The organism is Shewanella sp. NFH-SH190041 (assembly GCF_024363255.1).
Taxonomy (GTDB): Bacteria; Pseudomonadota; Gammaproteobacteria; order Enterobacterales; family Shewanellaceae; genus Shewanella.
This window is the reverse complement of the sequence record NZ_AP026070.1, coordinates 185,801-211,937: the sequence shown is the minus strand read 5'-3', so window position 1 is coordinate 211,937 and position 26,137 is coordinate 185,801. Positions and strand designations below refer to the sequence as shown.

Sequence of the window (26,137 nt, the reverse complement as noted above, 5' to 3'; positions counted from 1 at the left end):
TTTCCCACATTCAGTAAAACAGGAGGCGGCAACCGAACTATGTCGGCTGCCGAGATAGGGTAAGTAACCGATTATCCCAACTGACCGGCAACCTGCAGGTCGCGGTTTTCAGGGATTTCGTTATAGGACAACACATTCAGTCCACGGGCAAATGCCAGTGCGTAACGGGCCAACAGTGGACGTAACTGTGGTGGTACGAGCAGCAGCGGGTGATGCCCTGCGGCTTTGGCCTCTGCCAGTAGTACCGGCATTTTCTGCTGCAATTGCGCCAATAATGTTGGTTCAACCGGGAAGCTATCTAGGGAGACCTTGCCCTGTTGCTGCGCCTGATTCAGCGCCGTCATCAAAGTACGCTCTAATTCAGGAGCCAACGTCATCACCCGCAGCTCTTCACTGTCACCCGCAACACTGTGAACAATGCTTTCTTTTAGGGCACAACGGACGTCTGCCGCAAGCAGAACAGGATCTTTAGAATTCTCACTGCAGTCCAATAAGGTTGTGCCTATGGTGCGGATATCTCGTAGCGATACCTGCTCACGCAGCAATAATCTAAATACCCGCAACTGCTGAATGGGTGTTAACGCCAACCCTAGCGACTCCGCTAGCTTAGGTGATTGGCGGGCCAAGCGCTCTTGCAAAGACACAACATCATCATGCTGCAACATATCGGCGAGATGTTCACGCATCAGTTTGGACACATGGGTGGCAATCACGGTGGCGTTATCCACCACGGAATAACCCAAATTCAACGCCCGGGCTTTCATTTCGGGATCAATCCACACCGCTTCCATCTGGTAAGCCGGATCCCGGGTCAAAATCCCATCCAGCTCACCGAATACTTGACCGCTTTTAATCGCCAGTAATTTATCCGGCTCCAGCTCACCTTGGCCTGTCGGGTTACCCATCAGGCTAATTTGGTACTTATTTGGCGGTAATGACAAGTTATCCCGCACGCGCACCTCTGACAGCAAAAAGCCAGCATGTTCAGATAAGGTTCGGCGGATACCCGTCAAACGTTTGGGCAGTTCCGCCCCTTTAGTCCGTTCCACAAGGGGAACTAATCGGTAGCCCAAGCGCACTTCCACCAAATCGGTATAAGGCAAAGATTCCCAACTCGGCGCCGCAGGTTCAGCCACTGCGGCTTCCGTTTTCAGCTCCAGCTCCGGCTCCGGCGTATCTTTAACCGCCCCCATCTGTTTCCAGGCAACAAACCCTAATACTAAGGCAAAGCCAAGGAACACCATGGTCGGCATGCCAGGCACCAGCCCCAATACCGTCATAATCGCCGCGGCAGTGGCCAGTGTTTTCGGGTTAGCCAGTAGCTGACGACTGAACTGCGCCGGCATCTCTTCAGAATCAGACACCCGGGTAACAATAATCGCTGCCGCAGTTGCCAACAGTAATGATGGGATCTGAGCAACCAGACCATCACCGATGGACAGCAGAATATAGGTCTTAAATGCCTCTGCTGCTGGCATGCCATGCATAAAGATACCGATGCAGATACCACCGATAATGTTGATGGCCAAAATCAACAAACCGGCGATGGCATCACCACGAACAAACTTGGAGGCACCGTCCATCGAACCATAAAAGTCCGCTTCACGGGCAACATCCTGACGACGAGTACGGGCTTGCTCTTGGGTCAATACCCCGGCGTTCAAGTCGGCATCAATGGCCATCTGTTTACCGGGTAAGGCATCTAAGGTAAAACGGGCCGACACTTCGGAGATCCGTTCGCCACCTTTGGTAATAACCACAAAGTTCATGATCATCAGGATCAAGAACACCACGGCGCCGACGACATAGTTACCGCCGATCACCACTTCACCGAAGGCTTGGATCACCTTACCGGCGGCATCACCGCCCTGATTACCGTGCAGCAATACCACACGGGTAGAAGCGACGTTCAGGGTCAGACGCATTAACGTTGCCAACAGCAACAAGGTCGGGAATACCGAAAACTCCAATGGTCTGCGGATAGAAACACTCACCAGTAGGACCATAATGGCCAGTACTATGTTAAAGGTGAATAGAATATCCAGCAGCCAGGATGGCAGCGGCAGAATAATCATTGCCAAAATTGCTAGCAACAATATCGGAATCGCCATAAAGGCGCGGTTGTTAGCAAAAGTACGGCTGAGCCAATTCATCGGTCAGGAGTCCTCAATCTTTGCGCAGGTGGGATGGAATACTAAAGTTCGGCAGAGGTGACGGCATATCGGCCTGACCGGCGCGAGCCTGTTTAATCTGCATCACATAATGCAGCACATGTGCCACAGCCATAAATAGGCCGGGGGGGATCTGCTGCTCAATCTGGGTGGAATGGTAAACAGCCCGTGCCAATGGCGGCGCAGTCACCACCTCAACACCATGCTGCTTGGCCAACTGGCGCATATAGAGCGCCACGTCATCGATACCTTTACCAATCACAAACGGCGCTTCAGCCCGAGAAGAGTCATATTTTAGCGCCACGGCATAATGGGTCGGGTTCATCAGGAGCACATCGGCATTAGGTACAGACACCTCCGCTCGGGAGCGGGACATCTGCTGCTGCATCTGCCGGATTCGAGCCTTAATTTCAGGCCGACCTTCCATCTGCTTGTGCTCGTCCTTAACTTCCTGCTTACTCATTTTCAGTTCTTTTTTATGTTGCCAGAACTGATATGGCACATCGATCATGGTAATAATGCCCAGCCCTAATCCCAGATACAGCAATGAACTGCTGATCATGTCCACGCCCTGAGATACCGCCTCATCCACAGGCAACATGCTGGTATTAAGTAATTTCACCAGATTAGCCTGGAGAAAAAACCACATGATCGACAACATTAGGGTGACTTTTAAAACTGACTTTCCCAACTCCACCAAAGAGCGGCTAGAGAAAATTTTTCCTAACCCTTTTAACGGGCTGATCCGGCTAATCTTAAAACCGGCCTGGGGTAAATTAAAAACCACCCCTCCCGGCAGCGCACCCGCTGCTAGCCCCAAAAAAAGCACCAGCATAAATAGCGGCGATAACAGCTGCAGCATCATCACCAAAGTTTGACCGACATGGTGCAACATCATGCCTGGGGTATTGAGTTCCGCCCGGGTAATCGCCAAGTTATATACCGACATCGCTTTTACCCCTTGGGCAAACCAATCTGCACTAGAGACAAGCATCAAGGAACAGCCAATAATCAAAGCGCTGGTTGCCAAATCTTTGGAACGAGCAACCTGACCTTTTTCTCTGGCTTTACGCAGTTTCTGCGGTGTTGCCTGTTCTGTTTTATCTGCACTGCTGGCGCCACTCATACTGCGCCTCCAACAAACTGATAAACATAACTCAGCGCCTGCTGGCACACTTCAGTGTATCGAGCCGGTAAACTGGAAAAAGATAAATACAAACAGAGTAACCCCATGATCATGGCCATCGGAAAACCCAGTGAAAAAATGTTCAATGCTGGGGCGGCACGGTTCAACACCCCGAAGGTGAGGTTTACCACTAACATGGCCAGTACGGCAGGCAGTGCCAGCATAAAGGCGGCAGCAAACATCCAAGCAAACCGACCCACTAGGGACATCAGCGGCAAACCAAAAATCCCGTGCCCAACGGGCCACAGCCGGAAACTATCAGTCAGGATACCAATTGCCACTAAATGGCCATCCAGCCCCAAAAAAAGCAGGGTGCCAAACATCAGCATCATCTGACCCACAATAGGCGCACTACTGCCACTACTGGGATCGTTGATCAGCGCCATCGATAACCCCATCTGGGTCGACATAATGGCACCAAGCAAAGTCAGTACATGCATCATCATGGTCAGTGTTAGCGCCATCATCATACCGATCAACAACTGTTCTGTGGCTAACCACACAGCGGCTAGCGACATCGGGTCAACGACAGGCATAGGGGGTAATGTTGGTGCTAACAAGGCCGCAATCATCATCGCTAATAAAATGCGGATAATCGTGGGGATTTCAATATTGCCCAAAAAAGGCATTATTATAAATGCGCCCATCAGGCGGCTAAACGGCCACCAGAACGCCCCCAGATACTGGGTAATTTGTGCCGCTGTCAAGCTCAGCATATCAACCGATCACATTAGGTATGGCATGGAATAGCCGGCTAAACATATCAAGCAACTCTTGGATGACCCATTGACCGGCAAAAATCACCATCAATAACGTCAAAACCAATTTGGGTAAAAAGCCCAATGTCTGCTCGTTTACCTGGGTTGCAGCCTGAAATACAGCGATCAGCAACCCCAGTAACAAACCAGGTACAATCAACACCAATACCATCAGTATCACCAGATAAATGGCATCAGTAAAAAAGCTTGTTAGCTGCATCATATCCATAGCGCTATCCAAAACTGGCCGTCAGAGTGCTGACCGTCATGGACCAGCCATCAGCCAGAACAAATACCATCAGCTTAAATGGCAGAGAGATAATCAACGGAGACAACATCATCATACCCATGGACATCAATACACTTGCAACGACTAGATCGATAACGAGGAAAGGGAGATACAGCAAAAAACCTATCTGGAAGGCTGTTTGCAGTTCTGATAACACATAAGCCGGTAATAACACCCAAAAAGACACCTGCTGAGGTGTGACCTTATCCGGTGTTTGGGCAATACGCATCATCTGTTCCAGATCCGTTTTTCGGGTCTGAGCCAGCATAAATTTACGCAAGGGCACTGAGGCACGCTCCACCATTTCCACCAACTGGATCTGGCCTTTATCATAAGGAACATATGCCTGTTGGTAGATCTGATCCCCCACTGGCCGCATGATAAACAGCGTCAGCACCATGGCGATACCGATCAACACCTTGTTAGGTGGACTTTGCTGTAATCCCAGCGCCTGGCGCAGAATCACCAGCACAATGATGATACGAGTAAAACTGGTCATCATCATCAACATGGCTGGCAGAAAGCCCAGCGCTGTCATCAGCGCCAGAATTTCCAGCTTAATATTGACCTTCTCCATGTGATTACCATCACCAAAGGTCAATAGGGTCAAGCCATCAGCAGCGTGAGCTGGAAAGCCCACCACCATCAACAGCATTCCCAGCCAGATCAGGTTATTCCTGCATCGCAGCAACGCCACCGGCTTCAACCTCCAGCAAACGCACTCCGTAGCGACCATTGACTTCAACCACTTCACCGCGACCAAGCAGTGCACCATTTACACGGATATCTAGCGGCTCTCCGACCATGCGATCCAAGGTGATCACATCACCCTGTCCCAAACGGGTCAGTTCACCCAGTGACATTTCTGCACTGGCTAATTCTAAGCTGACCTGAACTGGCAGCTGATTGAAAAATGACATACCACGGGCAGGACGAGCCGCTGGAGCTTGTTCTTCAGCAAACAGTTCATCTTCCAGCAGAAAGTCTTCATCATTTAACAGGTTTTGCTCAGCCACGGTTTAATTCCTCTTCTTGGTAAGCATCTTGATTCAAACGGGCAACCAGCTGACCCTCATGGGCATGGACGCTGGCATAAAATAGCGGTCGCTGCCCCAGGGTAACCGGACAGCGACGGTGTAAATTTAACGGGATAACATCACCGGTATTCAGTGAGGACAAGGCATCAACTGGCATATGTTGACTACCAATATCCAACTTTACCCTTACTGGAATCTGCTGTAGACGCTGCTCCAATTGAGGAGCAATATCTGCTGACACTTCGTGCTTCTGTACCAGATCAGACATCAGATTCATCAAATTGTCTGTCATACCAAACAGCATGGGTACAGCCGGGTAATCATCGGCAAAATACATCTGCCAGCAAGCCGCAACATCGATTGGGATCCCGGGTGCAATCTGCTCAATTTGCAGTGCATTAGGATCAATAGGTTGCAACGGTAATGCCACCAATGCCGCCTGAAATAACTTCAAATCAAGACGAAACTCAGACTGAGTTGGGCCCCTCAGGGGGGAAAACAATCTTCCGCTGTGTCCGCCGTAATAACTGCTGGCTAACTGCTCTAGCGTGCAGCGGTCAATCCGCCACAATCCCAGCATCTTGCGATGATAACTGAGCGAAAACCACACATGGTGCTGACAGGCAGTCAAGCATTCATCGACAGGTTCCAGACTTACTCGGCTCAGTCCGGCTCCGCCCTGACGGATTAACGGTTTAAGTACCTGATTAATCCCATTAAGCAGGCGCTGATGGTGCTGCTCCAATTTCAATAGTAGGCGGCTGCGGGCCAGTTTTTCCTGAACCAAATCAATCGGTCTTACAGGAATACCGGCACCGGATTTAATAACCCGAGCTTTGGCTGTTGTTTTCATCCATATGCCTTGAAAATTTAAAAAATCAAAATTCGTCAATAAAAATTCAATTTATTGACGAATGACAATTCATTGACAACGTTTATTACAACGTCAAATAGAAATGTGTCGCTTACAAAAACTAAACCAATTTAAATACGACGCTAATAAATGCTATCTTTAATCGTAATTATAAAAAAGCATTTATTGTATAAATATAGGTCAATCGGAAAATTAACACTTTTTTTAAAATTAATTTTGACAACTTATTTAAATACTACCAATTCATACCACTTAAGCAGATAATTTCATCACAAAGTAAAAGTTGACCTACTGGGATGCTTAGGATAATTTGTGCAAAATTTTAATACAATCCAAAAATGTCGATAAGATGTTAATCGACCCGTGAAATCAAATCAAAAACATAAAATAAATTTAAAGTACTCCGATATAAAACTTTTCGCGTTTAAATTAATCTAAGGATCGAACCATGAAGCCGGCTGCATGTTATTTATCCAGCTTATTGATGTTATTGGGATTTTATATCTCTCCAGCTTCTGCAGAAATATCCAAATTTCAAACACCACTGGAGCAAGCACAATGGCACTTCAGTGGTAATGCTTTCGGCTGTTCTTTATCTCAACGGATTGCTGACTTTGGCAAAGTGCGTTTAGTCGCAGCGCCTGGACGCCCAACCAAGCTAGAACTGGATGCTGACTGGCTCAGTAATGCAGGAGCAACCAAGGCTTGGGTCATCCCAGCCAGCTGGAATCCGCCTTTTGTGCCAAAAACAGAGACCAATATGGTTTGGGTTGGATTTAAAGCCTACTCAACAGCTAAAAATGTTGATGGTTTCCTTGAAGGTCTGGAGCAAGGGAATAGCTGGCAAATCAATGTTGACGCCCCTCAGCGCTATCAAGCAGTAGCCAATGCTATCAATACCAGCAAGCCAGTAATGGCCTTTCGTATGTGCCGCCGAAATATGGTTCCAAAACCATTTGATTATGTTCGTCAGCGCACCTTACTCTTCGCGACTAGCTCTGCGCAATTGAGCCCAAAAGACGAAACTGAGCTCTACTATGTTGCTCGTTATGTCATTGCTGATAAACACATTAAAAAGGTTTTAGTTGATGGTTATGCCGACGTATCAAATGACTCTCTAGTCAGCTTGGTACTGAGTAAAGAACGGTCTCAGAATGTCGCATCCCGACTGATTGAGCTGGGCGTACCACCAAAACTTATCCGCGTGTTTCATCACGGAAATCGCAGCCCAGTAGCCCCGAATACCACCAAAGCTGACCGACAACTTAACCGCCGGGTAACGATTCGTCTAGTCAAAGCGTAAAGGAGCTTTTTTCAATGAAATACACCATTGCAGGGTGTCATCAGGTTATTTCAGAAACCTGCCGCCAACAGCTGGCTGCGCAGGGTTTTGTCATAACGCCTGACACCAGCAACTGGCTGACTTTGGTTGATCTGTCCCAAGCGTCACCACAGCAGGTTGCCACTCAATTACAGCAGCTAAGTAGTCGTAACAAAGTTGCCCTACTAGCGCCAGAGCAAACTGAACTGGCCAGTGCAGCGATGCAGGCTGGCGCCCAAGATTACTTGCTGCTGCCCATTGATGAAATCCAGTTACTGAATATGGTGAACCGGCTGTGACGTATGGAACTAGTCGACCAATCTTTGGTTGCGGCAGCACCGGTAAGTAAACAACTTTTAATGCTAGCGCACCGTGCAGCCATTACCGACGCCAGCATTTTGCTTACTGGTGAAAGCGGCACAGGTAAAGAGCCCTTAGCGCGCTATGTTCATCGCCACTCACCACGAGCAGATAAGCCATTTATTGCGGTCAATTGCGCTGCCATTCCGGAGCAAATTCTGGAGTCGGTACTGTTTGGGCATACCAAAGGCGCTTTTACCGGCGCCACCCATGATCAACCGGGTAAATTTGAACTAGCCAATGGTGGCACATTATTACTGGATGAAATTGGCGAGCTTCCGTTATTACTTCAATCTAAGTTATTGAGAGTTTTACAAGAAAGAGAAATTGAGCGCGTTGGTAGTCATAAAACAATTAATCTAGATATTAGAATTATTGCCGCGACTAATAGAGATTTACGCCAAGCGGTAAAAGTCGGTCAATTTCGGGAAGACCTTTTTTATCGTTTAGATGTTTTACCATTAAATATCCGTCCATTAAGAGAGAGACGGGAAGATATCCTTCCGCTGGCGGAACATTTTATTCAGCGCCATATTCACTTAACCCAAGGACAAAACTGTTACTTCAGTGATGCCGCAAAAAAATTATTACTTAGTTATGATTGGCCGGGGAATGTACGGGAATTAGAAAATACCATTCAACGGGCCTTAGTATTACGTCATGGACAAGCATTACAAGCAGCAGAATTAGGAATTAAACCTGAATTAAATCAAACAAATATTATCAATTCAGAAGTGCCACTTAATTCCAGTGAGGGATTAAAAGCATCAAAAAAACACGCTGAATTCCAATACATTATTGACACTCTGAAACGATTTTCCGGCCACCGTTCCCGCAGTGCCGATGCTTTGGGTATGACCACCCGGGCGCTGCGATACAAACTGGCTCAAATGCGTGATGCCGGAGTCAATATCGATCAGCTCCTAGAACAGGCCAGTCAGGCTGCCTGAAACTCTGAAATATAGAAGGAATCATGTCTTTATCAATACAAACCGCATCCAGTCAGCTGCAACACACCATGCAGATTCAGGGGGATATGGCCAAAGGGCTGATCAAGCCATCAGCAATGGCCCAAGATGAAACTAATCCGGTCTCATTTAGCGCACTGATGGAGCAGAAGATTGCTTCCGTTAACAATGATCAGTTGGTTTCAGATGCTCTGACTCGAGCCGTCGATACTGGAGAAAGTGATGATCTGGTAGGAGCTATGGTCGCTACCCAAAAAGCCAGCCTGTCATTTGATGCCATGATGCAGATCCGAAATCGTCTAATGCAGGCGTTCGATGACATCATGAAAATGCCGATTTAAGGAAGCTGAATGTCAACCTCAACTGCAAATTCGTCATCTACGGCATCTTCAGCCATGAGTGGTCTTGGTGCGATGAAAGACAAGCTCTCCGGCATGTTTACCGGCCCACGCCAAGTACTGATCTTGGCTATTCTGGCATCGGTTGTGGCCTGCGTGATCGTATTGATGCTGTGGACTGGCTCCACAGGTTACCGTCCACTGTATGGCGATCAAGAGCACATCGATTCCGGCCAAATTATCAACGTACTGGAAAGTACTGGCACCAAATATCGTATCGATGCCCAAACCGGCCAAATTCTGGTACCAGAAAATCAGGTTGGTGAAGTCCGTATGGTGCTGGCCGCCCATGGCGTCAAAGCCAAAATGCCTGCCGCATGGGACGAAATGAACAAAACGCCGATTGGCACTAGCCAATTTATGGAAGTTGCCCAGTATCGTCATACCTTGGAAGGTGAACTGGCTCGCACCATTATGGCGCTGAACCAAGTGCGTAGCGCCCGGGTGCATCTAGCAATTCCGAAGAACACCTTGTTTATCCGTACAGACCCAGAAAAACCAACCGCATCTGTGATGCTGGATCTTTATGCTGGGGCAAAACTGGATCCGCAACAAGTTGAAGCAATTGCAAATCTGGTCGCCGGCAGTGTTACTGGAATGTCTCCGGGTAGTGTACAAATCGTGGATCAAGCTGGTGATTACCTCAGTGCTGATCTAGCCAGTAACCAAGACATCACCCAAGCGAAAGATAAGCAATTGGGCTACACCAATGAATTGGAGCATAACCTGATCAAGCGCGCAGAGAATATGCTCACCCCAATTTTAGGGGCACACAATTATCAGGTACAAATTGCGGCAACCGTCAACTTCAATCAGGTGGAAGAAACCCAAGAATCACTGGATCCTAAGGGTGTTGTCACTCAAGAAAACATCAAATCAAATAAGAGCAGCAATACGCTGGGTGTTGGTATTCCAGGCAGTCTCAGTAATACCCCAGCCACTGCACCGAAAAATGGCGCCAATGGTCAGAATAATGATGCGACCGATATAAGCCAACAGCAAAGCCGTCAGTTCAGTGTTGGTAAGGCCGTACGCCACACCCGTTTCCAACAGATGCAACTGCAAAAAATGTCTGTTTCGGTATTAGTCAATAAAGATGTTGCCGGTAAAGACGGTTGGCAGCCAAATGAGCTAAACCAGATCGGCACCATGGTTAAAGACGCTATCGGCTTTGATCAGGCGCGTGGTGATACGTTCAGCATCAGTAACTTTACCTTTTTACCGGTAAAGAAAGTTGATTTTAAACCTCTGCCATGGTGGCAAAGTATCGATTACCCAACTTACCTGAGATACCTGATTGGGGGATTGTTAGGGTTAGGCCTGATTTTCTTCGTTCTGCGCCCATTAGTTAGCCACCTGATTAGTGCCTCCGGCAGTCAATCAAGAGCCAAGGCGTTGGAGCTAAGCAACAGCTCAAACCCGCAACTTCCCGGTAAAACCAATGATGCACTTGCGCCGGGTAACACAGACAGTGCATCACTGACACCGGGCCAGACTGCGCTCTCTCAAGGGGCACTCCCTTCACCTGGCTCACCATTGACAGTAAAAATGGAACACCTGGCCCTATTGGCCAATGACGACCCCGCCCGGGTTGCCGAAGTTATCAGCCATTGGATAAGAGATAAAGACAGTGAATGATGAAGATCTGACCATCAAGATGGATAACCAAGAGCAAGCAGCTATGCTGCTGCTCAGCATGGGTGAAAATGGCGCCTCTCAGGTCATGGCTCATCTGGACCGCAATGACGTAGAGCACCTGAGCTACAAAATGGCCCACCTGTCCGCCATCACCCAACATGAAGCAGAAGCGGTATTAAACCGCTTCTTCCGCCGTTATGCCGAGCAGGCCGGGATTGCCCGCGCTTCTCGCGCATACCTGCAAAAAACATTGGATTTGGCTTTAGGTGATCGAGTCGCCAAAAGCCTTATCGACTCCATTTATGGTGATGAAATCAAGACCTTGGTTAAGCGTTTGGAGTGGGTTGATGCCAAACTGCTAGCCCGTGAACTGCTCCATGAGCACGTTCAGCTGCAAGCCGTTATGCTCGGCCTGTTGCCACCAGAAACGGCAGCCCAGGTGTTACAGCATCTGCCACAAGCCAACCAGGATGAAGTGCTGATCCGTATTGCTCAGCTTGGTGAACTGGAACGTGATGTGGTTGATGAACTGCGCCAGTTGGTTGAACGCTGCATGCTCATGGCAATGGAAAAGAGCCACACTCAAGTTGCTGGCGTACGTCAGGTTGCCGATATCCTCAACCGTTTTGAGGGTAATCGTGAACAGCTGATGCAGATGATCCGCATCTATGACAAACGACTGGCAAGCGATGTCGCTGACAATATGTTCGACTTTATCATTCTGGGTCGCCAGAAAGCTGAAGTGCTGCAGGACATCATTGGTGCTGTAGATGCTGATACGCTAGCATTGGCACTGAAAGGTATTGATCCTGAATTGAAGCGCACCCTGCTCGATGCCCTGCCAAAGCGTATGTCCTCTGCCATTGAAACTCAGTCCGACGCACTGGGCGGAGTACCATTAAGCCAGGCTAACGAAGCTCGTCGTCAGATCATGGATACTGCCAAAGAAATGATGGAAAACGGTGAAATTGAGCTGCAATTATTTGAAGAACAGGTGGTGGAGTAACAAATTATGGCAAACTCACGCTGGCGCCTAGATGGCACCTATGCTCGCCGCCACCAATTTGCGCCATTGCAAGGACAGGCGCCAGGTCTAGACAGTGGCAATGAAGGCCATACAGGCCAATGGCAAGATTATCAGCAAGCCTTCGATAAAGGTTATGACGAAGGCGTTAACCAAGGTTATCAAGCTGGTCGTCAGAACGGTGAAGAAGAGGGTAAACAAGCGGGTTATGCCGCCGGTTTCCATCAAGGGAGAATTGAAGGCCAGCAGCAAGGTAAAATGGATGTTGACCAGCAGCTTAATGAAATCATCGCGCCACTCAGTGCGTTGAAATCTCTGCTAGAAGATGGCCATAACAAGCAAATTTTGACTCAGCAACAGCTGATCGTCGATCTGGTGCGCCGCGTAGCCCACCAGGTGATCCGCTGTGAGCTAACCTTGCAGCCGCAGCAGATCCTGACTCTGGTTGAAGAAACGTTAGCAGCACTGCCAAATGATGCCACTGATATCAAGATCCACCTGCAACCTAACGCTGTGGATGAACTGAAACAGTTAGCGCCAGAAAAGATCAAAGATTGGACCTTGGTACCGGATAACAATATTACCCAAGGAGGCTGTCGCATCCTGTGTGATCAATGTGACGCTGATGCCTCCTTGGAGACCCGCTTGAATGCCAGCATGGATCAAGTAGAACAGCATATTGCCACTCAAATGGCTCAGGAGTCCACCGGTGAAACCGGCCATGAAGACCGCTGAAATTTTTGATTGGCCAACGGTTCCTGTTGCTAAGGTTTATGGTCGACTGACCCGGGTGAATGGCCTACTGCTAGAAGCGATTGGCTGTCATCTGGGCACCGGAGACCGGGCACTGATTGAATGCCAAACTGGCACAGTGGAAGCCGAAGTAGTCGGCTTTCATCAGTCCACGCTGTGTTTAATGCCCATCAGCCATACCACAGGCTTAATGCCCGGGGCCCGGGTTATTCCCATAGAATCCAGTTACCGTATCCCAGTGGGGCAAGGGCTACTGGGACGGGTATTGGATGGCATGGGTGAACCTATGGATGGCTTGGGACCACTAACAGGGGTCAATTATGTCAAGCCTTCACTGCATACTCCTAACCCCCTGACCCGCCTGCCGATCACCCAGCCTCTGGATGTCGGCGTGCGCGCCGTTAATGCCCTGCTGCCGGTGGGACGAGGACAACGTCTGGGTGTATTTGCTGGCCCTGGGGTGGGTAAGAGTGTGCTGCTCGGTATGATGACCCGTTTTACCGAAGCCGACATTGTCGTCGTGGGGCTGATTGGTGAACGGGGCCGTGAAGTCCGGGAATTTATTGAACAAGCACTGGGTGAAGCTGGCCGCCGCCGCGCCGTGGTAATTACCGCCCCGGCAGATACGCCACCGCTCATGCGACTGCGGGCGATGCGACTGTGCCACCAGATTGCCTGCCGTTATCGGGATGAAGGTAAGCAGGTCTTACTACTGGTTGACTCGCTAACCCGTTATGCTCAAGCACAACGAGAAATTGCCCTTAGTCTAGGTGAGCCGCCTGCAACAAAAGGCTATCCGCCTTCCGCATTTGCGCAACTACCGTCTCTAGTGGAGATGGCAGGTAATGGCGAGCATGATAGTGGCACGCTGACCGCCTTTTATACGGTATTGGCCGAAGGTGATGACCAGCAAGATCCAGTTGCCGATGCCGCAAGAGCGATCCTTGATGGCCACTTTGTGCTTAGCCGTAAATTGGCTGAAGCGGGTCATTTCCCTGCCATCGATCTGAATGCCTCAGTCAGTCGTCTAGCATCACAGATCGCAGATAAAACTCAGCTACAGCAGATCTCAACGATCCGCCAGTTACTGGGACGTTATCAGGAAGTGCGGGAATTACTGCCTCTAGGTGGTTATCAACCTGGACAAGATCAACAGTTAGATAAAGCGGTGAGGGGTTATCCGCTTATCGCTGCATTTCTGCAGCAGGCCATGGATGAAAGTCAAAATATTCAGGCCAGCCTCGAGCAGCTGACCGAATTGATACAGGTATTGGAGCAGGCATGAACGCCTTAATCCGTCTGTCAGAGCGGGAAGAAGATAAACTGAAACAACTGGGTAGTCAGCGTCAACAGCTGGCTAACCAAATCCATGGCATGGAACAGCAATTACAGCTATTGCGTCAACTTAATGATGGGTATTTAGGTTCCAGCTATCACAACAGCCTACTGTGGCAAAACCAGCAGCAACTGACCGGGCAGTTGGAGCCAATGGATAAAGCATTGGCCAGACAGATTTCACTCCACCAGGTGGAGTTAAGTCGTATAGAAAAACTGTGGCGGGCACAACTCGGCAGATTGCAGGGGCTAAAATGGTTGCTGCAACATAAACGGGATCAGGCCAGAACATTACTTGCACGGCAAGAACAAAAAGCTTGTGATGATCTGGCGGGCAGACGCTATGCCGGTTAAGCCGGACCGTAAGGCGTTGTCAGGCGGGTACCCGTTTCTAACGGGTCACTGGCAATCAGGCTATCGATCATCTCCTGTTGGCGCACTAGTAATTGCCCATTTTGTTCATTGGCTTGTTGTGCTTCTATCACCAACTGCTTAAGCTGTTGCCAAAATTTAGCAAACTGTTGACCACTGGCAGCCGGCAACACTTTAATCAGCTTATCCATGCCCATAGCATCCGCACTAACGCCAATCTGAACTAACAATTGACAGCGGCGGGCTGAGCGGCAGTGCAGCTCTGCAACCAACTGATCCTGTTGTCGATTATGGTCAATCAGACGCTGATTATCATGGTGCATCATCAATTGCCGCTGCGTTGTCAGCATGACTTTTAATTTCTGGTAATCAGTAATATCTTGGCGAATATCTCGTACCAATTGTTGCAACAGTTCACGCTTGGATGACATAGTAAATTACCCGTGTTGGCGTAACATGGCCTGACTGATCGCCCCGATATCCAGATCAAAACTACCATCACGCAGTGATTGTCTGATTGCAGCTACCTTTTCGGCGTCAAAATCCGAGGTCTGCTTTAAATCGTCGTGAGCTTGCTCCAGCATGTGCCAATCATGGCTAACAGATTGCTCAGAAGCTGCAGTACCATGTTTTGTAGTGTTATTCTGTTTTTGAGTCTGAGCTTGGACCGGGGTTCCCTTGGTTCCATTGACCAGAGCTACCGGTACTGTCATTTTTCTGATTTCCATCAGGCATTCTCCGATTGTCGCATCTATAAAGTTAAGAGGCGGCAACAATACTGCAAAACTAAAACGGCGGAAGCAAATTTTCCGGTGAATTCTGCTGGCGGAATCAAAAACGAGTCTCTACCACGCCTGGGGCGATAGGATAGGCGAGAATCACTTTGCCGGAACTGATATTCCGCACTCGCACACTGCGCCCTTTACCCGCATTGTCTAATGCTTGCCCCTGCATTCGAACAACAAATCTGTCACTCGCGGCTTCTATCACGACTTGCTGACCCGATGTCACCCAGTCAGCCAACCCAATCTGTCGACGATTAATGACCTGCCCGGCTCGAATATGCCGCTCTACCTGTAGCCCAATCACCTCATCAGTTTTAGTGACAAAATCATCACTAGACGGCAATAGGCGTTGCCACCGCCAAGCAATATCTTTGCCACTAATTACTTCGCCCCGTCCCATGGAATGGTTTAGTACCGGCACTCTTGCCCGCACTGCAACCCGGGCTTGCAGCCGAGTTTGCCAAAATTGCGCTGGACATTCCGCTTTCAAAGAAATCATGCCCCATAAATTACTCAGACGTGATGCATAACTGATTTCAACTGGTTTAGGACAGGTAGCAAATCGATTAAGCACTTCTGGCAGGCGTAAATTAATGTCGGTTTTGTATTGCTTGATCGCCTCTTGAGCGGCCCATTGGTTTATTTGTTGGTGAATAAACTGCTTTGCACTGTGCTGAACCTGCGCTGTCACCTCTACAGCATGGGCCGATAACGGTTGCAACATGATCATCAGCAAGCCAATGACAACACGGAAAAAAATACCGGAAAAGAACCGTAGGAAGCGGGAACCCCACGTTCCGCAAATCATTTTGCCCATATCTCAACCTGTTGAATAATAACAAATTTAATTTTTGGCATAGTATTTGGTTATGTGCCACGAAATGCCGACATACCTTACTAGGAGACACCATGTCTATCAAGCTTGATGAAGCACTGGGAGTTCACCCTCAGATGCTCGATTTCCGGGTAGAACGCAGCAAGGTTCTGGCCAGCAATATTGCCAATGCTGAAACGCCGGGATACCAAGCCAAAGATTTGGATTTTGGTGCCATGGTACAGAGTCTGAACAACGGCACGCAAATCAACCGGAATTACAAATCCGGTTACCGCATTCCCTATCAATCAAGTGCGGATCACAACACGGTAGAAATGGGTGCCGCACAGGGAAGATTTAACGAAAATGCCATGGCGTATCAGACCAGTCTGACTTTTCTAAACATGAAAATTAGTGGCCTGCGCAGCGCCATTGAAGGCAAATAAAATTCCGTCCCCATTGAGTGTGACGGCCGCTGAATAATGTCTTTGACCATCAATCGCGTCAACGAGAGGAAACCAGGTGTCATTTAATCAGATTTACGATATTGCCGGCAGCGCGATGACGGCACACACCATCCGTCTCAACACCATTGCCAGTAATCTAGCCAATGCCGGTGTTGCGGCCAAATCACCGGATAAGGCTTACCGTGCCTTAGAACCCGTTTTTGAAACCATTTACAGCCAAACCGGTAATGGCCAAGTGGGCGGAGCCAAAGTGCGGGTCGCCAGTATTGTAAAAAGTAACGCACCGATAGAAATGCGCTATCAGCCAGATCACCCTCTGGCCAATAAAGATGGTTATGTCGCCTATTCCAACGTCAATACCGTAGAGGAAATGGCCGATATGATGGATGCCAGCCGGGCATTCGAAAGCAACGTAGATGTGATCAACCGCGCCCGTAGTATGCAGCAGGGTCTGCTGTCACTGGGCACCAGATAAGGAATCGCGCCATGTCGATGCAAATTCAGGCGGACAACGCCGCCAAACAACAAGATAAACCTGGCATCAAAGCCAATGGCAATGACGCAGCCTCACTGAAAAATCAGTTTATGAAGCTAATGATTGCCCAGATCAAAAACCAAGATCCAACCAATCCGATGGATGCCAATAAGTTTATCAGTCAGCTGGCAACCTTCTCTCAGGTTGAGAGCTTGGAGCATATGCGTAAAAACCAGCTCACCCAAATGAGCATGATGCAAAATACCAATATGCTGGAATCCGCATCACTGCTAGGTAAGCAAGCCATGGTACCGGCAAGCCAGTTCAATATGGATACCAACCCAGTAAAGGGGAAAGTGCTGTTAAAACACGATGTCAGTGCACTGGATATTGATGTTTTGGATCAGTACGGCAATGTTGCCACCACCATGAACCTCGGCAGCCAAGCCAGCGGTGATGTGCCATTTTCCATTGACCCTAAAGCACTGGGGCTACCAAAAGGCCAGTACACCCTGAAAATTACTGCCAAAGATGGTGAGCAGGCGATTACTGGCGAAAGCTTCCTGTCCGCCCCAATTAACAAAATTCATTTCGTCAGCGCGAAAGGAACCATGATGGCCGAATTGGGTCATGGCCTAGGTGCTGTTTCTGTTCTCGACATTTCTGAAGTTTCTTAAAAGGATTAACCATGTCTTTTAATATTGCCCTGAGCGGTCTGCAGTCTACCAGCCAGGATTTAAACACCATCAGTAATAATATCGCCAACGCCTCGACCGTAGGCTTTCGCGGTGGCCGCAGTGAATTTTCTGCGATCTACAACGGCGGCAATCCAGGTGGTGTGAATGTGGCAGGCACCAGCCAGAACTTTTCCCAAGGTGGTTCACTAACCTATACTGGCCGTCATTTGGATATGGGGATTCAAGGCGAAGGCTTCTTTATGCTGAACAGCACCGATGGCAGTACCATGTACTCCCGTGCGGGTATGTTTAAGCAAGATGCACTGGGCTACCTCGCCGATCCAGCCGGTAACCATCTGCGCGGTTATAGTGTCGACGCGAATGGTCAACTGCAAAACGGTAACCTAAGCGATTTACAGATTAAAGCTGGTTCTCTGCCTGCGAAAGCGTCTACTAAAGTTGACCAAGTTTCTAACTTGGATGCACGTGTTGCCACGATTGATACTACAACTCATCCATTTAAAACCGATGATCCGCTGAGCTTTAACTCATCCAGTACCGTGACAGTGTATGACTCGCTGGGTAATGAACACGCCATGACCCAGTACTTTGCTAAAACTGGCGCAGCCGGGACTAATCAGTGGACCGTACACTATGTGGTTGATGGCAACCCATTGACAAATAAAGGTGCACCTGTCACAGCCACGTTAAACTTCGATAAAGACGGTAAAATTGAAACTACCGGTACACCAAAACCAAATTTAGACATTACTGTCACCAATGGTGCTAACGATATCAAACTGGCACTGGACTACACCAGTTGCACCCAGTATGCCGCTGACTACAGTAACTCCAGCCTAAGCCAAGACGGCTATACATCAGGTGAGCTAAACGGTATCCGCTTGGATGACAGTGGTAAAATCTTCGGCACTTATACCAATGGTCAAGAGCAACTGCAGGGCGAGGTGGTACTGGCAAACTTTACTAACCCTAATGGCCTGACCCCAGTAAGTAATAACGCTTGGAAAGCCACTTCAGCGGCTGGCGCACCCGTTACTGGCGCACCGAAAACCGGCACCCTGGGCGGTGTCACTGGCGGCTATCTGGAAAGCTCCAACGTAGATACCACTGCAGAGATGGTGAGCCTGATGACAGCTCAGCGCAATTACCAGTCCAATGCCAAGGTACTGGACACCAGCAACAATATGCAGCAAGCCCTGCTGAACGCAATCTAACGGTAACCCATGGATAAGATGATCTATACGGCGGCCCAAGGGGCCAACCGTATTTTGCAAGCCCAGACCATTCGGGCCAACAACCTGGCCAATGCCAACACCCCGGGATTTAAAGCCGATCTTGAGCGCGTACAGGCGGTAAAGGTAGACACGGTTGCCGCAGCGCTACCAACCCGAGTGATGGCCGAAACAACGGATGCAGGCTATTCCAGCCGTAATGGTGTGGCTGATTCTACCGGCCGGCCACTGGATCTCGCCATTAATGGCAAAGGCATGTTCAGTGTGCAAACCCCTGAAGGTGAAGCCTATACCCGTAATGGTAGTTTAGTGGCTGATGCTGAAGGCCAACTGACCATCGATGGACATCCAGTATTAGGCAACGGTGGCCCAATCGTGCTACCCGCTTACCAGGCCATCAATATTAGCCGTGATGGCAGTATTTCCATTGCGACCAAAGCCGGGGCGCCAATGGAAGAAGTTGCCCAATTAAAGCTGGTTAGCCCTACACGGGATGAACTGCATAAAGGCGAAAATGGGCTCTTCTATGCTCAGAACAATGGCAGATTAGCAGCGAGTGATGATATTGAAGTTCAGTCCGGCGCCCTCGAAGGCAGCAACGTTGATGCTGTCAGCGAGCTTATCGCCTCGATGGATCTGAACCGCCAGTTTGAAATACAAGTCAAACTGATGAAAAGCGCAGACCGCATGGCTGATGCCAGCAACCGTCTGCTGCAAAATGTGTAATTGACAGGATACAGCTATGAATTCCGCCCTCTGGGTCAGTAAAACTGGGTTAACAGCCCAGGACGTCAAGATGACGACCATTGCCAACAACCTGGCAAACGTTAACACCACCGGCTTTAAACGCGACCGCGTGGCCTTCAATGATCTGTTTTATCAAATCCAGCGTCAGCCAGGCGGCCAAGCGGATCAACTGAACGAACTGCCATCCGGGCTGCAACTGGGTACAGGTACCCGAGTTGCCGGCACGCAAAAAGTCTTCACTGGGGGCGATCTGCATACCACCAATCAACAGCTGGATCTGGCGATTGAAGGTAATGGTTTCTTCCAGATTGAACAGCCTAATGGTGATACGGCTTACAGCCGTGATGGTCAATTTTACCGTAACGCTGACGGGCTGATGGTAACGTCACAAGGCATGCCACTAGCCCCTCATATTGAAATTCCAGAAGATGCGCTGCGTGTCACTATCGGCACTGATGGTACTGTTACAGCCCAAATGGCGGGTCAAGGTGGTAACCGTAACTTAGGCCAAATCACCTTAGTTAACTTTACCAACCCGGCCGGTCTGGAAGCACTGGGCAGTAACCTGTTCAAGCAAACCGATGCCTCCGGCGCACCGATTGAAGGGGTTCCAGGTCAAGATGCACTGGGCCAAGTTCGTCAAGGTGCATTGGAAGGTGCCAACGTAAACGTAGTGGAAGAAATGGTTGAGATGATCTCTACCCAGCGTGCCTATGAGATGAATGCCAAAGTGGTATCCGCCTCAGACGACATGCTCAAGTTCCTCAACCAATCTGTATAAGGACCCCGTCATGCGCTTTCTCGGATTCCTGATGCTACTGCTGTTAGGGGGCTGCGTGTCCCATTTCCCCGCAGCAGAGCAAAAACCCGGCACCAAAACCTGGGCGCCCCCCAAGATTAACTATGACCTGCCAGATCCCAAAGACGGCAGTGCATATCGCCCCGGTTATATGCTGACCCTGTTTAAGGATAAGCGGGCTTACCGAGAAGGCGATATTTTGACGGTATCGCTGGATGAGAAAACTTACTCCAGCAAAAAAGCCAACACCCAAACCAGTAAAAACCAAGATCTCTCCATGGGGATTACGGGGAGTAGTGATGGCGGAAGTCTATCTATCGACGGTAAAGGTAAGTTCGGCCGCGGTTTTAACGGCGGCGGTTCAACCATGCAGCAGAACCAGTTAACTGGCTCAATCACAGTTACCGTCGCCAAAGTGTTACCCAATGGCGTCCTGGTCATCCGGGGTGAAAAATGGTTACGCCTAAGTCAAGGTGATGAATATCTGCGGCTACTGGGATTAGTGCGCACAGACGATATTGATAACGATAACACCATCTCATCTCAACGAATCGCTGACGCCAGAATTATTTATGGCGGACAAGGGGCCATTGCCGACAGCAATGCGATGGGCTGGGCGGCGCGTTACTTTAACAGTCCTTGGTTCCCATTGTAATGGACTTAATTATGAAGCGATTTTTGCGTATTCTTCCCCTGCTGTTAGTGACGGTGGCGGGTATAGCCAAAGCTGATATCCAACAGCGTTATCTGATGGACATTGTTGATGTTCAAGGTATCCGTAATAACCAACTGGTTGGTTATGGCCTGGTGGTCGGCCTAGACGGTACCGGCGATAAAAACCAGGTAAAATTTACCAGTCAATCAGTAGTTAACATGCTGAAACAGTTCGGCGTGCAACTTAATGGCGCCTCAGATCCAAAACTGAAAAACGTCGCAGCTGTGGCCGTATCAGCTTCAGTCCCTCCCTTGGCCAGCCCAGGTCAGACCCTGAATATCACAGTGTCGTCCATAGGTGATGCAAAAAGCTTGCGAGGCGGCACCCTGTTGATGACCCCACTGAAAGGGGTTGATGGGGAAATTTATGCGGTAGCCCAAGGCAACTTAGTTGTTGGTGGTATTTCAGCTCAGGGACGTAGTGGCAGCTCTGTAACCATTAATGTGCCGACTGTCGGTACCATCCCCAACGGGGCAATTCTGGAAGCCTCGATTAAGAGTGATTTTGCCAGTAACCCAACCATAGATCTGAACCTGAAACAGCCCAATTTCACCACTGCTCGCAACATTGAACGCGCCATTAATAATATCTTTGGCCCTAATGTGGCGGAGGCAGAAAATAATGCCAAGGTGATCGTTCGCGCACCAAAGAGTGATCGGGAACGGGTGACATTTATGTCCATGCTAGAAGGGGTGCAAGTTGAACAAGGCCGAACCATACCGAAAGTGGTCTTCAACAGCCGTACCGGTACTGTCGTACTCGGTGGCGATGTCAAGGTTCGTAAAGCTGCGGTCAGTCATGGCAATCTGACAGTCACCATTACTGAAAAACCCAAAGTCAGTCAGCCTAAAGGTGCACTATTGGGGAATGCCGCAGGGAAAACTGTGGTCACTAATAACTCCAAAGTGGATGTGAAATCAGAGCCTGGCCACATGTTTGTCTGGCCAGAAGGTACCACATTGAATGAAATTGTTCGGGCAGTAAATAGCATAGGGGCAACCCCAATGGATTTGATGGCAATCCTGCAAGCGTTGAAAGCAGCCGGAGCCCTGGAAGCAGAATTAGTGGTGATTTGATGAATGTTGATAACAGTTATGGCGTACTGGGCAAGCTAGATGCTGGCGACCTTATCCGCAGCAATGGGGAAATGGGCGCAATTAAAAAAGTCAGTCAGCAGTTTGAAGCTCAATTTCTGCAAACAGTACTGAAACAAATGCGCAGTGCCAGTGATGTACTAGCTGATAAAGACAGCCCTTTAGCATCACAAAATGCCGGGATGTATCGGGACTGGTATGACAGTGAACTCGCTGGCCATTTGAGTCAGATGCAGGCCACTGGACTTGCCGATGTGATGACAGCACAACTAGCTGCTGGCCTTCAGTCTGGCAGTCAGTCTGTCGCTTTGAAGAGTCATCAGGGTCAAACCCAGCCACAACTGGTCACCCAAGCCATGCAACCTGCCCTGATAGTCCCCCTGGTGACTAAGGATTCAAAATGAACATGATCAATACCGCCCTGTCTGGCCTGAATGCCAGCATGGCAGCGCTGCAAACAGTATCTAACAACGTCAACAATGAGATGACGCCGGGCTATTCCCGTCAACAGGTGGTGCTATCTGCCGTAGGTGGCGGTCCTCACGGCGCAGGCAATGGCGTCCGCGTTGATGGTGTGCGCCGAATTTCTGACCAATATCAAGTCTCTCAAATTTGGCATACCACATCTGCAGAAGGCTTTACCAAAGTACAAAACGGTTACTTCAATAACATTGAACAGGTGTTTGCTGCTGATGGTAATAATCTTTCTAGAGGCTTAGACCGATTCTTTGCTGCGCTGAACTCAGCCCAAGAGCAACCGAATGAAATTGCCTATCGTCAGGCCGTATTGAACGAAGCGACCGGTATCTCACAACGGTTCAACTCAATCTCTGAAGGGGTGAACGCCCAGTTACAGCAAATCAGTGGGCAGATGACCTCTTCCGTACGGGAAGTGAATACCCTGCTGCACAATATTGCTGACTTCAATAAAAAGCTGAGTGCGTCCAATTCTATCGTGCCACCAGCGACACTACTGGATGCACGAGATGTGGCAATCAATAAACTGGCTAACTTAGTTAATGTTCGGGTTGTCACAGATAACCGTGGTTTGGTGAATATTTCCCTGCGACAAGGACAGCCGCTACTCAGTGGCACCACTAGCGGACAAATGAGTATTGTTACCAGTCCGAAAAATCCGGATAAACCAGTACTGACGCTGAAATTTGGCAAATCCGACTTCCCGCTGAACGATGATACCGGTGGCAGTTTGGGTGCATTGGTTCATTATCGTGATAATGAATTGAGCCACGCAAAGGCCTTTCTCGATGAAATGGCAACACTGATGGCCGATAAGATGAATGATCTGCAAACCAAAAATGGCGGAACAGATTTAAACGGTGCTAAGGCAACAGTGCCGCTATTCAAGTTTGAGCCAAACAACCCGGCCGGCAGTATGCGGGTAAATAAAGATATCAAACCAGAAATGCTCGCATTTGGTAAAGATGGTACACCCGGTGATAACTCTAACCTGATGGCAATGATTAAACTGGCTGGAGAACCATTAGACTTTAAAACCGTTGGCACTAAAGCTTCTCTTGGCGATGCTTTTGCTAGTCAGGTCGGTGTATTAGGATCTAAAGCTCGTCAGGCGCAATTGGATAAAGAAACCGCTATCGCAATGAAAAAAGAAGCGAACAAACAGTGGTCCAGCACTAGTGGGGTTACCCCAGATGAAGAAGGCGCTAACCTGTTAGCCTACCAACAGGCTTATCAGGCCAATGCCAAGGTGATCGCTTCTGCTGATCAACTGTTTAAATCCATTCTTAATAGCTTCTAATTAAAGCGGAGATACCCAACATGCGTGTAGCCATGCAGAATATGTACTCTTCCAATGTCAGCAGTATGCAGAAATCATTGGCAGAATTGGCACATTTAGACGAAGAAATGTCGACCAGCAAACGCCTACTTAAACCATCTGACGACCCAATTGGAACAGTTAAGGTATTGAGTAGCCAGCGTAATATGGCCGCAACCAATCAATATATTAAAAATATTGATGCACTGACGACCAGTTTAAGCCGCAGTGAAACATACCTGACTGGTATGGTGAACCTGCAAAACCGTATGCGAGAAATTACCCTATCAGCCAACAGTGGTAGTCTCTCTGAGCAGGATCGCAGTGCATATGCTGCAGAACTGGCCGAACTGCTCGACTCCACCGTGGATATGGCTAATGCCCGGGATGATGCCGGTAACTATATTTTTTCCGGCAATAAAACCACGACGGTCGCCATTGTAAAAGATGCTAGTGGTAAATATATCTTTCAAGGGGATGACAAACATCGTCGGGTACAGACATCGGCCTCATCTTGGCTGACCGCCAACGTGACCGCCAAAGATTTTATCTTCAGTAACAAAAGTCAGGATCTGCTAAACCAGACCGCTGAATACATTAAGGTTCTGAATAATAAAAAATTGGCTCCTGGTGATGCTGCCTTTAATAAGGTCGGCACTGCGATGATCAATACCCTAAATGACAGTTTGAACAGTTTCAATGCCGCCATTACGGATATCGGGGGTAAACAAAACAGCCTGTCACTGGCAAAAACATCCCATCAAGAAATGGTACTGTTCAACAAGAAAGTAATCGGTGATACTGAGTCCTTGGATTATCCAACTGCATCTTCTCAGTTTCAGATGAAACAGACTGCACTGCAGGTATCACAGAAGTGTTTTGTCAAAATTGCACAACTAACACTGTTTAATCTGCTGTAAATAGTTACCTTTATGGCAGTGACCGGCCACAGAAAATATCTGTGGCCATATTCTCTTACTATTCAGGCTTTTCATGATAAACGGCGTATCCGATGCTCTGAGACTGGCCGGGCAACTGTCTCCGGTAAACCAAACCATAAAACCGCTAGCGCCCCAAGAGTTAACCCCGGCGTTACCCCAAATTGCTCTAGGGCAATACCGTAGCGTCGCGTTTGAGCGTTGGGCAAAAATGACAACGGCTCAACACAGGATCAGTTCAGCACAGGTCGCCAACCAAGCTATCGGGGCATTACAGATGCTACTGCGACAAATGCTAAAGCAGATCCCCACCGCTATCGCACAACAGAATGAAGCCCAAACCCAGTTAGCGGTACTCAGGGAACAATTGTGCCAACTCAATCCCAGTTACCTCGGCATTCCCTTGCTGGACTACCAGTTAAACCTACGTATTCAACAACGGCGTAGTGCCAAACGCAGATTCAGACTCAGAGCCATCAATCTGCTCAGCAGTAAATCTCGTGAAGAACAGCTCACATTCCATATCCCGACAGCCAATGGGCCAGAAATTATCTGCGTGCGTTTATCGGCTCACGCCACTGAGGCTGAATTACTTATTCAGCTCAATAAAGCATTACAACCTATTGGCATAACGATTGAATTTGGTAAAGACAATCAGGCAGAGCTGAGTTGCGATGACGCCTTGTGGCAATTGATGACAGGTAGCATCACCATGAGTGGTCAAGGGCAACGATTACCCGCCGGGGATGCCAGACAAATTCAACTTGATGAATTACAACAATGGCAAGATCCCTATGAATGGGATCTACATACCATTGAAGGATTGAATCAGACCCGGTTAAAAATTCAGAAAACTCAGCGAAAACTGGAACTACAACAACGACAAACCCGGGAACAATTACGCCAGTTGCAACATATGCTGCGACAACAACCCGCGCTGCCTGATGAGACCGTGTTAATCCGGTTACACAATCAGCTGCACCAAGGGCCATTTAATACTCAACTGTCAGCATTATTGGCACAGGCCAATTTAGGCAGAAATCAGGCAAGCGATTTACTCAAATAAATCAGTACATTACAGAAAAAGGTAAATT

Annotated in this window: 31 protein-coding genes; 21 read left to right on the top strand and 10 right to left on the bottom strand. The window is 48.8% G+C overall.

The window, feature by feature from the left end; all coding sequences use genetic code 11:
* Window positions 1-71: 71 nt before the first annotated feature.
* From flhA to NFHSH190041_RS00995, 7 genes are read right to left on the bottom strand one after another with little or no spacing between them, the layout of a single operon-like run.
* The gene (gene flhA, locus NFHSH190041_RS01025; protein ID WP_261923477.1) at window positions 72-2,153 is read right to left on the bottom strand and encodes a flagellar biosynthesis protein FlhA; all 2,082 of its coding nucleotides are present in this window, start codon (window positions 2,151-2,153) and stop codon (window positions 72-74) included.
* A gap of 13 nt (window positions 2,154-2,166) precedes the next feature.
* Window positions 2,167-3,297 (bottom strand): flagellar biosynthesis protein FlhB, encoded by a 1,131-nt coding sequence (gene flhB, locus NFHSH190041_RS01020; RefSeq protein ID WP_261923476.1) that lies wholly within the window; start codon window positions 3,295-3,297, stop codon window positions 2,167-2,169.
* A complete protein-coding gene (fliR, locus tag NFHSH190041_RS01015; RefSeq protein ID WP_261923475.1) occupies window positions 3,294-4,073 on the bottom strand; it encodes a flagellar biosynthetic protein FliR in 780 nt (259 codons plus the stop codon). The genes flhB and fliR overlap by 4 nt, the downstream gene beginning before the upstream one ends.
* A 1-nt stretch (window position 4,074) precedes the next feature.
* Window positions 4,075-4,344 (bottom strand): flagellar biosynthetic protein FliQ, encoded by a 270-nt coding sequence (locus tag NFHSH190041_RS01010; RefSeq protein WP_261923474.1) that lies wholly within the window; start codon window positions 4,342-4,344, stop codon window positions 4,075-4,077.
* Window positions 4,345-4,348: 4 nt separating this feature from the next.
* Window positions 4,349-5,059, bottom strand: a complete 711-nt coding sequence (gene fliP, locus NFHSH190041_RS01005) for a flagellar type III secretion system pore protein FliP (RefSeq protein WP_410010860.1) — start codon at window positions 5,057-5,059, stop codon at window positions 4,349-4,351.
* Window positions 5,060-5,075: 16 nt separating this feature from the next.
* The gene (fliN, locus tag NFHSH190041_RS01000) at window positions 5,076-5,420 is read right to left on the bottom strand and encodes a flagellar motor switch protein FliN (RefSeq protein WP_315972958.1); all 345 of its coding nucleotides are present in this window, start codon (window positions 5,418-5,420) and stop codon (window positions 5,076-5,078) included.
* Window positions 5,413-6,294: a FliM/FliN family flagellar motor switch protein gene (locus NFHSH190041_RS00995; RefSeq protein ID WP_261923473.1), complete on the bottom strand. Its 882-nt coding sequence runs from the start codon at window positions 6,292-6,294 to the stop codon at window positions 5,413-5,415. The genes fliN and NFHSH190041_RS00995 overlap by 8 nt, the downstream gene beginning before the upstream one ends.
* A 469-nt stretch (window positions 6,295-6,763) precedes the next feature.
* On the opposite strand from NFHSH190041_RS00995, the gene NFHSH190041_RS00990 reads away from it, so the two are divergent.
* The 9 genes from NFHSH190041_RS00990 to NFHSH190041_RS00955 are packed head-to-tail and all read left to right on the top strand — an operon-like array spanning window position 6,764 to window position 14,466.
* The gene (locus tag NFHSH190041_RS00990; RefSeq protein ID WP_261923472.1) at window positions 6,764-7,618 is read left to right on the top strand and encodes an OmpA family protein; all 855 of its coding nucleotides are present in this window, start codon (window positions 6,764-6,766) and stop codon (window positions 7,616-7,618) included.
* Between the two features lie 14 nt (window positions 7,619-7,632).
* Window positions 7,633-7,935, top strand: a complete 303-nt coding sequence (locus NFHSH190041_RS19710; RefSeq protein WP_410010845.1) for a hypothetical protein — start codon at window positions 7,633-7,635, stop codon at window positions 7,933-7,935.
* Between the two features lie 3 nt (window positions 7,936-7,938).
* Window positions 7,939-8,946: a sigma-54 interaction domain-containing protein gene (locus tag NFHSH190041_RS00985; RefSeq protein ID WP_410010844.1), complete on the top strand. Its 1,008-nt coding sequence runs from the start codon at window positions 7,939-7,941 to the stop codon at window positions 8,944-8,946.
* Window positions 8,947-8,969: 23 nt separating this feature from the next.
* Window positions 8,970-9,305: a flagellar hook-basal body complex protein FliE gene (gene fliE, locus NFHSH190041_RS00980; RefSeq protein ID WP_261923471.1), complete on the top strand. Its 336-nt coding sequence runs from the start codon at window positions 8,970-8,972 to the stop codon at window positions 9,303-9,305.
* 9 nt (window positions 9,306-9,314) lie between these two features.
* Complete coding sequence (gene fliF / locus NFHSH190041_RS00975; RefSeq protein ID WP_261923470.1) at window positions 9,315-11,000, top strand: flagellar basal-body MS-ring/collar protein FliF; 1,686 nt, start codon at window positions 9,315-9,317, stop codon at window positions 10,998-11,000.
* A gap of 19 nt (window positions 11,001-11,019) precedes the next feature.
* Entirely contained in the window at window positions 11,020-12,006 is a 987-nt protein-coding gene (locus NFHSH190041_RS00970) for a flagellar motor switch protein FliG (RefSeq protein WP_261924998.1), read from the top strand.
* A 6-nt stretch (window positions 12,007-12,012) separates the two neighbouring features.
* Window positions 12,013-12,759: a flagellar assembly protein FliH gene (fliH, locus tag NFHSH190041_RS00965; RefSeq protein WP_261923469.1), complete on the top strand. Its 747-nt coding sequence runs from the start codon at window positions 12,013-12,015 to the stop codon at window positions 12,757-12,759.
* Complete coding sequence (locus NFHSH190041_RS00960) at window positions 12,746-14,062, top strand: FliI/YscN family ATPase (RefSeq protein WP_261924997.1); 1,317 nt, start codon at window positions 12,746-12,748, stop codon at window positions 14,060-14,062. Before fliH ends, NFHSH190041_RS00960 begins: the two co-directional genes overlap by 14 nt.
* On the top strand, window positions 14,059-14,466 hold the full coding sequence (locus NFHSH190041_RS00955) for a flagellar FliJ family protein (RefSeq protein WP_261923468.1): 408 nt from the start codon (window positions 14,059-14,061) through the stop codon (window positions 14,464-14,466). Before NFHSH190041_RS00960 ends, NFHSH190041_RS00955 begins: the two co-directional genes overlap by 4 nt.
* Here NFHSH190041_RS00955 and NFHSH190041_RS00950 read toward each other — a convergent pair.
* The 3 genes from NFHSH190041_RS00950 to flgA form a co-directional block, all read right to left on the bottom strand.
* Window positions 14,463-14,915: a flagellar protein FlgN gene (locus tag NFHSH190041_RS00950; RefSeq protein WP_261923467.1), complete on the bottom strand. Its 453-nt coding sequence runs from the start codon at window positions 14,913-14,915 to the stop codon at window positions 14,463-14,465. The genes NFHSH190041_RS00955 and NFHSH190041_RS00950 overlap by 4 nt on opposite strands.
* A 6-nt stretch (window positions 14,916-14,921) precedes the next feature.
* Window positions 14,922-15,212 (bottom strand): flagellar biosynthesis anti-sigma factor FlgM, encoded by a 291-nt coding sequence (gene flgM, locus NFHSH190041_RS00945; protein WP_261923466.1) that lies wholly within the window; start codon window positions 15,210-15,212, stop codon window positions 14,922-14,924.
* A gap of 103 nt (window positions 15,213-15,315) precedes the next feature.
* On the bottom strand, window positions 15,316-16,086 hold the full coding sequence (gene flgA, locus NFHSH190041_RS00940; RefSeq protein WP_261923465.1) for a flagellar basal body P-ring formation chaperone FlgA: 771 nt from the start codon (window positions 16,084-16,086) through the stop codon (window positions 15,316-15,318).
* Between the two features lie 92 nt (window positions 16,087-16,178).
* Between flgA and NFHSH190041_RS00935 the strand changes: the two genes are divergently transcribed.
* The 12 genes from NFHSH190041_RS00935 to NFHSH190041_RS00880 all read left to right on the top strand — a co-directional run bounded on the left by NFHSH190041_RS00935 (window position 16,179) and on the right by NFHSH190041_RS00880 (window position 26,109).
* Window positions 16,179-16,529, top strand: a complete 351-nt coding sequence (locus NFHSH190041_RS00935) for a flagellar basal body protein (RefSeq protein ID WP_261923464.1) — start codon at window positions 16,179-16,181, stop codon at window positions 16,527-16,529.
* Window positions 16,530-16,605: 76 nt separating this feature from the next.
* Window positions 16,606-17,025, top strand: coding sequence for a flagellar basal body rod protein FlgC (gene flgC, locus NFHSH190041_RS00930; RefSeq protein ID WP_261923463.1), 420 nt, complete (start codon window positions 16,606-16,608; stop codon window positions 17,023-17,025).
* An 11-nt stretch (window positions 17,026-17,036) separates the two neighbouring features.
* Window positions 17,037-17,702 (top strand): flagellar hook assembly protein FlgD, encoded by a 666-nt coding sequence (locus NFHSH190041_RS00925; protein ID WP_261923462.1) that lies wholly within the window; start codon window positions 17,037-17,039, stop codon window positions 17,700-17,702.
* A gap of 11 nt (window positions 17,703-17,713) precedes the next feature.
* Complete coding sequence (gene flgE / locus NFHSH190041_RS00920; protein ID WP_261923461.1) at window positions 17,714-18,937, top strand: flagellar hook protein FlgE; 1,224 nt, start codon at window positions 17,714-17,716, stop codon at window positions 18,935-18,937.
* A gap of 9 nt (window positions 18,938-18,946) precedes the next feature.
* On the top strand, window positions 18,947-19,681 hold the full coding sequence (flgF, locus tag NFHSH190041_RS00915; protein ID WP_261923460.1) for a flagellar basal-body rod protein FlgF: 735 nt from the start codon (window positions 18,947-18,949) through the stop codon (window positions 19,679-19,681).
* Between the two features lie 16 nt (window positions 19,682-19,697).
* Complete coding sequence (flgG, locus tag NFHSH190041_RS00910) at window positions 19,698-20,483, top strand: flagellar basal-body rod protein FlgG (protein ID WP_261923459.1); 786 nt, start codon at window positions 19,698-19,700, stop codon at window positions 20,481-20,483.
* Window positions 20,484-20,493: 10 nt separating this feature from the next.
* Complete coding sequence (gene flgH / locus NFHSH190041_RS00905) at window positions 20,494-21,156, top strand: flagellar basal body L-ring protein FlgH (protein ID WP_261923458.1); 663 nt, start codon at window positions 20,494-20,496, stop codon at window positions 21,154-21,156.
* Between the two features lie 11 nt (window positions 21,157-21,167).
* Entirely contained in the window at window positions 21,168-22,292 is a 1,125-nt protein-coding gene (locus tag NFHSH190041_RS00900) for a flagellar basal body P-ring protein FlgI (protein WP_315972957.1), read from the top strand.
* Window positions 22,292-22,714 (top strand): rod-binding protein, encoded by a 423-nt coding sequence (locus NFHSH190041_RS00895; RefSeq protein WP_261923457.1) that lies wholly within the window; start codon window positions 22,292-22,294, stop codon window positions 22,712-22,714. The genes NFHSH190041_RS00900 and NFHSH190041_RS00895 overlap by 1 nt, the downstream gene beginning before the upstream one ends.
* Complete coding sequence (flgK, locus tag NFHSH190041_RS00890; protein ID WP_261923456.1) at window positions 22,711-24,087, top strand: flagellar hook-associated protein FlgK; 1,377 nt, start codon at window positions 22,711-22,713, stop codon at window positions 24,085-24,087. Before NFHSH190041_RS00895 ends, flgK begins: the two co-directional genes overlap by 4 nt.
* A gap of 20 nt (window positions 24,088-24,107) precedes the next feature.
* On the top strand, window positions 24,108-25,025 hold the full coding sequence (gene flgL, locus NFHSH190041_RS00885; protein ID WP_261923455.1) for a flagellar hook-associated protein FlgL: 918 nt from the start codon (window positions 24,108-24,110) through the stop codon (window positions 25,023-25,025).
* Between the two features lie 73 nt (window positions 25,026-25,098).
* Entirely contained in the window at window positions 25,099-26,109 is a 1,011-nt protein-coding gene (locus NFHSH190041_RS00880; protein WP_261923454.1) for a hypothetical protein, read from the top strand.
* The last annotated feature ends 28 nt before the right edge of the window (window positions 26,110-26,137 follow it).

Coding starts and splice junctions, on each gene's coding strand:
- flhA (WP_261923477.1), bottom strand. CDS start 2,153: ATGAATTGGCTCAGCCGTACTTTTGCTAACAACCGCGCCTTTATGGCG.
- flhB (WP_261923476.1), bottom strand. CDS start 3,297: ATGAGTGGCGCCAGCAGTGCAGATAAAACAGAACAGGCAACACCGCAG.
- fliR (WP_261923475.1), bottom strand. CDS start 4,073: ATGCTGAGCTTGACAGCGGCACAAATTACCCAGTATCTGGGGGCGTTC.
- NFHSH190041_RS01010 (WP_261923474.1), bottom strand. CDS start 4,344: ATGGATATGATGCAGCTAACAAGCTTTTTTACTGATGCCATTTATCTG.
- fliP (WP_410010860.1), bottom strand. CDS start 5,059: ATGCTGTTGATGGTGGTGGGCTTTCCAGCTCACGCTGCTGATGGCTTG.
- NFHSH190041_RS00995 (WP_261923473.1), bottom strand. CDS start 6,294: ATGAAAACAACAGCCAAAGCTCGGGTTATTAAATCCGGTGCCGGTATT.
- NFHSH190041_RS00990 (WP_261923472.1), top strand. CDS start 6,764: ATGAAGCCGGCTGCATGTTATTTATCCAGCTTATTGATGTTATTGGGA.
- NFHSH190041_RS19710 (WP_410010845.1), top strand. CDS start 7,633: ATGAAATACACCATTGCAGGGTGTCATCAGGTTATTTCAGAAACCTGC.
- NFHSH190041_RS00985 (WP_410010844.1), top strand. CDS start 7,939: ATGGAACTAGTCGACCAATCTTTGGTTGCGGCAGCACCGGTAAGTAAA.
- fliE (WP_261923471.1), top strand. CDS start 8,970: ATGTCTTTATCAATACAAACCGCATCCAGTCAGCTGCAACACACCATG.
- fliF (WP_261923470.1), top strand. CDS start 9,315: ATGTCAACCTCAACTGCAAATTCGTCATCTACGGCATCTTCAGCCATG.
- NFHSH190041_RS00970 (WP_261924998.1), top strand. CDS start 11,020: ATGGATAACCAAGAGCAAGCAGCTATGCTGCTGCTCAGCATGGGTGAA.
- fliH (WP_261923469.1), top strand. CDS start 12,013: ATGGCAAACTCACGCTGGCGCCTAGATGGCACCTATGCTCGCCGCCAC.
- NFHSH190041_RS00960 (WP_261924997.1), top strand. CDS start 12,746: ATGAAGACCGCTGAAATTTTTGATTGGCCAACGGTTCCTGTTGCTAAG.
- NFHSH190041_RS00955 (WP_261923468.1), top strand. CDS start 14,059: ATGAACGCCTTAATCCGTCTGTCAGAGCGGGAAGAAGATAAACTGAAA.
- NFHSH190041_RS00950 (WP_261923467.1), bottom strand. CDS start 14,915: ATGTCATCCAAGCGTGAACTGTTGCAACAATTGGTACGAGATATTCGC.
- flgM (WP_261923466.1), bottom strand. CDS start 15,212: ATGGAAATCAGAAAAATGACAGTACCGGTAGCTCTGGTCAATGGAACC.
- flgA (WP_261923465.1), bottom strand. CDS start 16,086: ATGGGCAAAATGATTTGCGGAACGTGGGGTTCCCGCTTCCTACGGTTC.
- NFHSH190041_RS00935 (WP_261923464.1), top strand. CDS start 16,179: ATGTCTATCAAGCTTGATGAAGCACTGGGAGTTCACCCTCAGATGCTC.
- NFHSH190041_RS00925 (WP_261923462.1), top strand. CDS start 17,037: ATGTCGATGCAAATTCAGGCGGACAACGCCGCCAAACAACAAGATAAA.
- flgE (WP_261923461.1), top strand. CDS start 17,714: ATGTCTTTTAATATTGCCCTGAGCGGTCTGCAGTCTACCAGCCAGGAT.
- flgF (WP_261923460.1), top strand. CDS start 18,947: ATGGATAAGATGATCTATACGGCGGCCCAAGGGGCCAACCGTATTTTG.
- flgG (WP_261923459.1), top strand. CDS start 19,698: ATGAATTCCGCCCTCTGGGTCAGTAAAACTGGGTTAACAGCCCAGGAC.
- flgH (WP_261923458.1), top strand. CDS start 20,494: ATGCGCTTTCTCGGATTCCTGATGCTACTGCTGTTAGGGGGCTGCGTG.
- NFHSH190041_RS00900 (WP_315972957.1), top strand. CDS start 21,168: ATGAAGCGATTTTTGCGTATTCTTCCCCTGCTGTTAGTGACGGTGGCG.
- NFHSH190041_RS00895 (WP_261923457.1), top strand. CDS start 22,292: ATGAATGTTGATAACAGTTATGGCGTACTGGGCAAGCTAGATGCTGGC.
- flgK (WP_261923456.1), top strand. CDS start 22,711: ATGAACATGATCAATACCGCCCTGTCTGGCCTGAATGCCAGCATGGCA.
- flgL (WP_261923455.1), top strand. CDS start 24,108: ATGCGTGTAGCCATGCAGAATATGTACTCTTCCAATGTCAGCAGTATG.
- NFHSH190041_RS00880 (WP_261923454.1), top strand. CDS start 25,099: ATGATAAACGGCGTATCCGATGCTCTGAGACTGGCCGGGCAACTGTCT.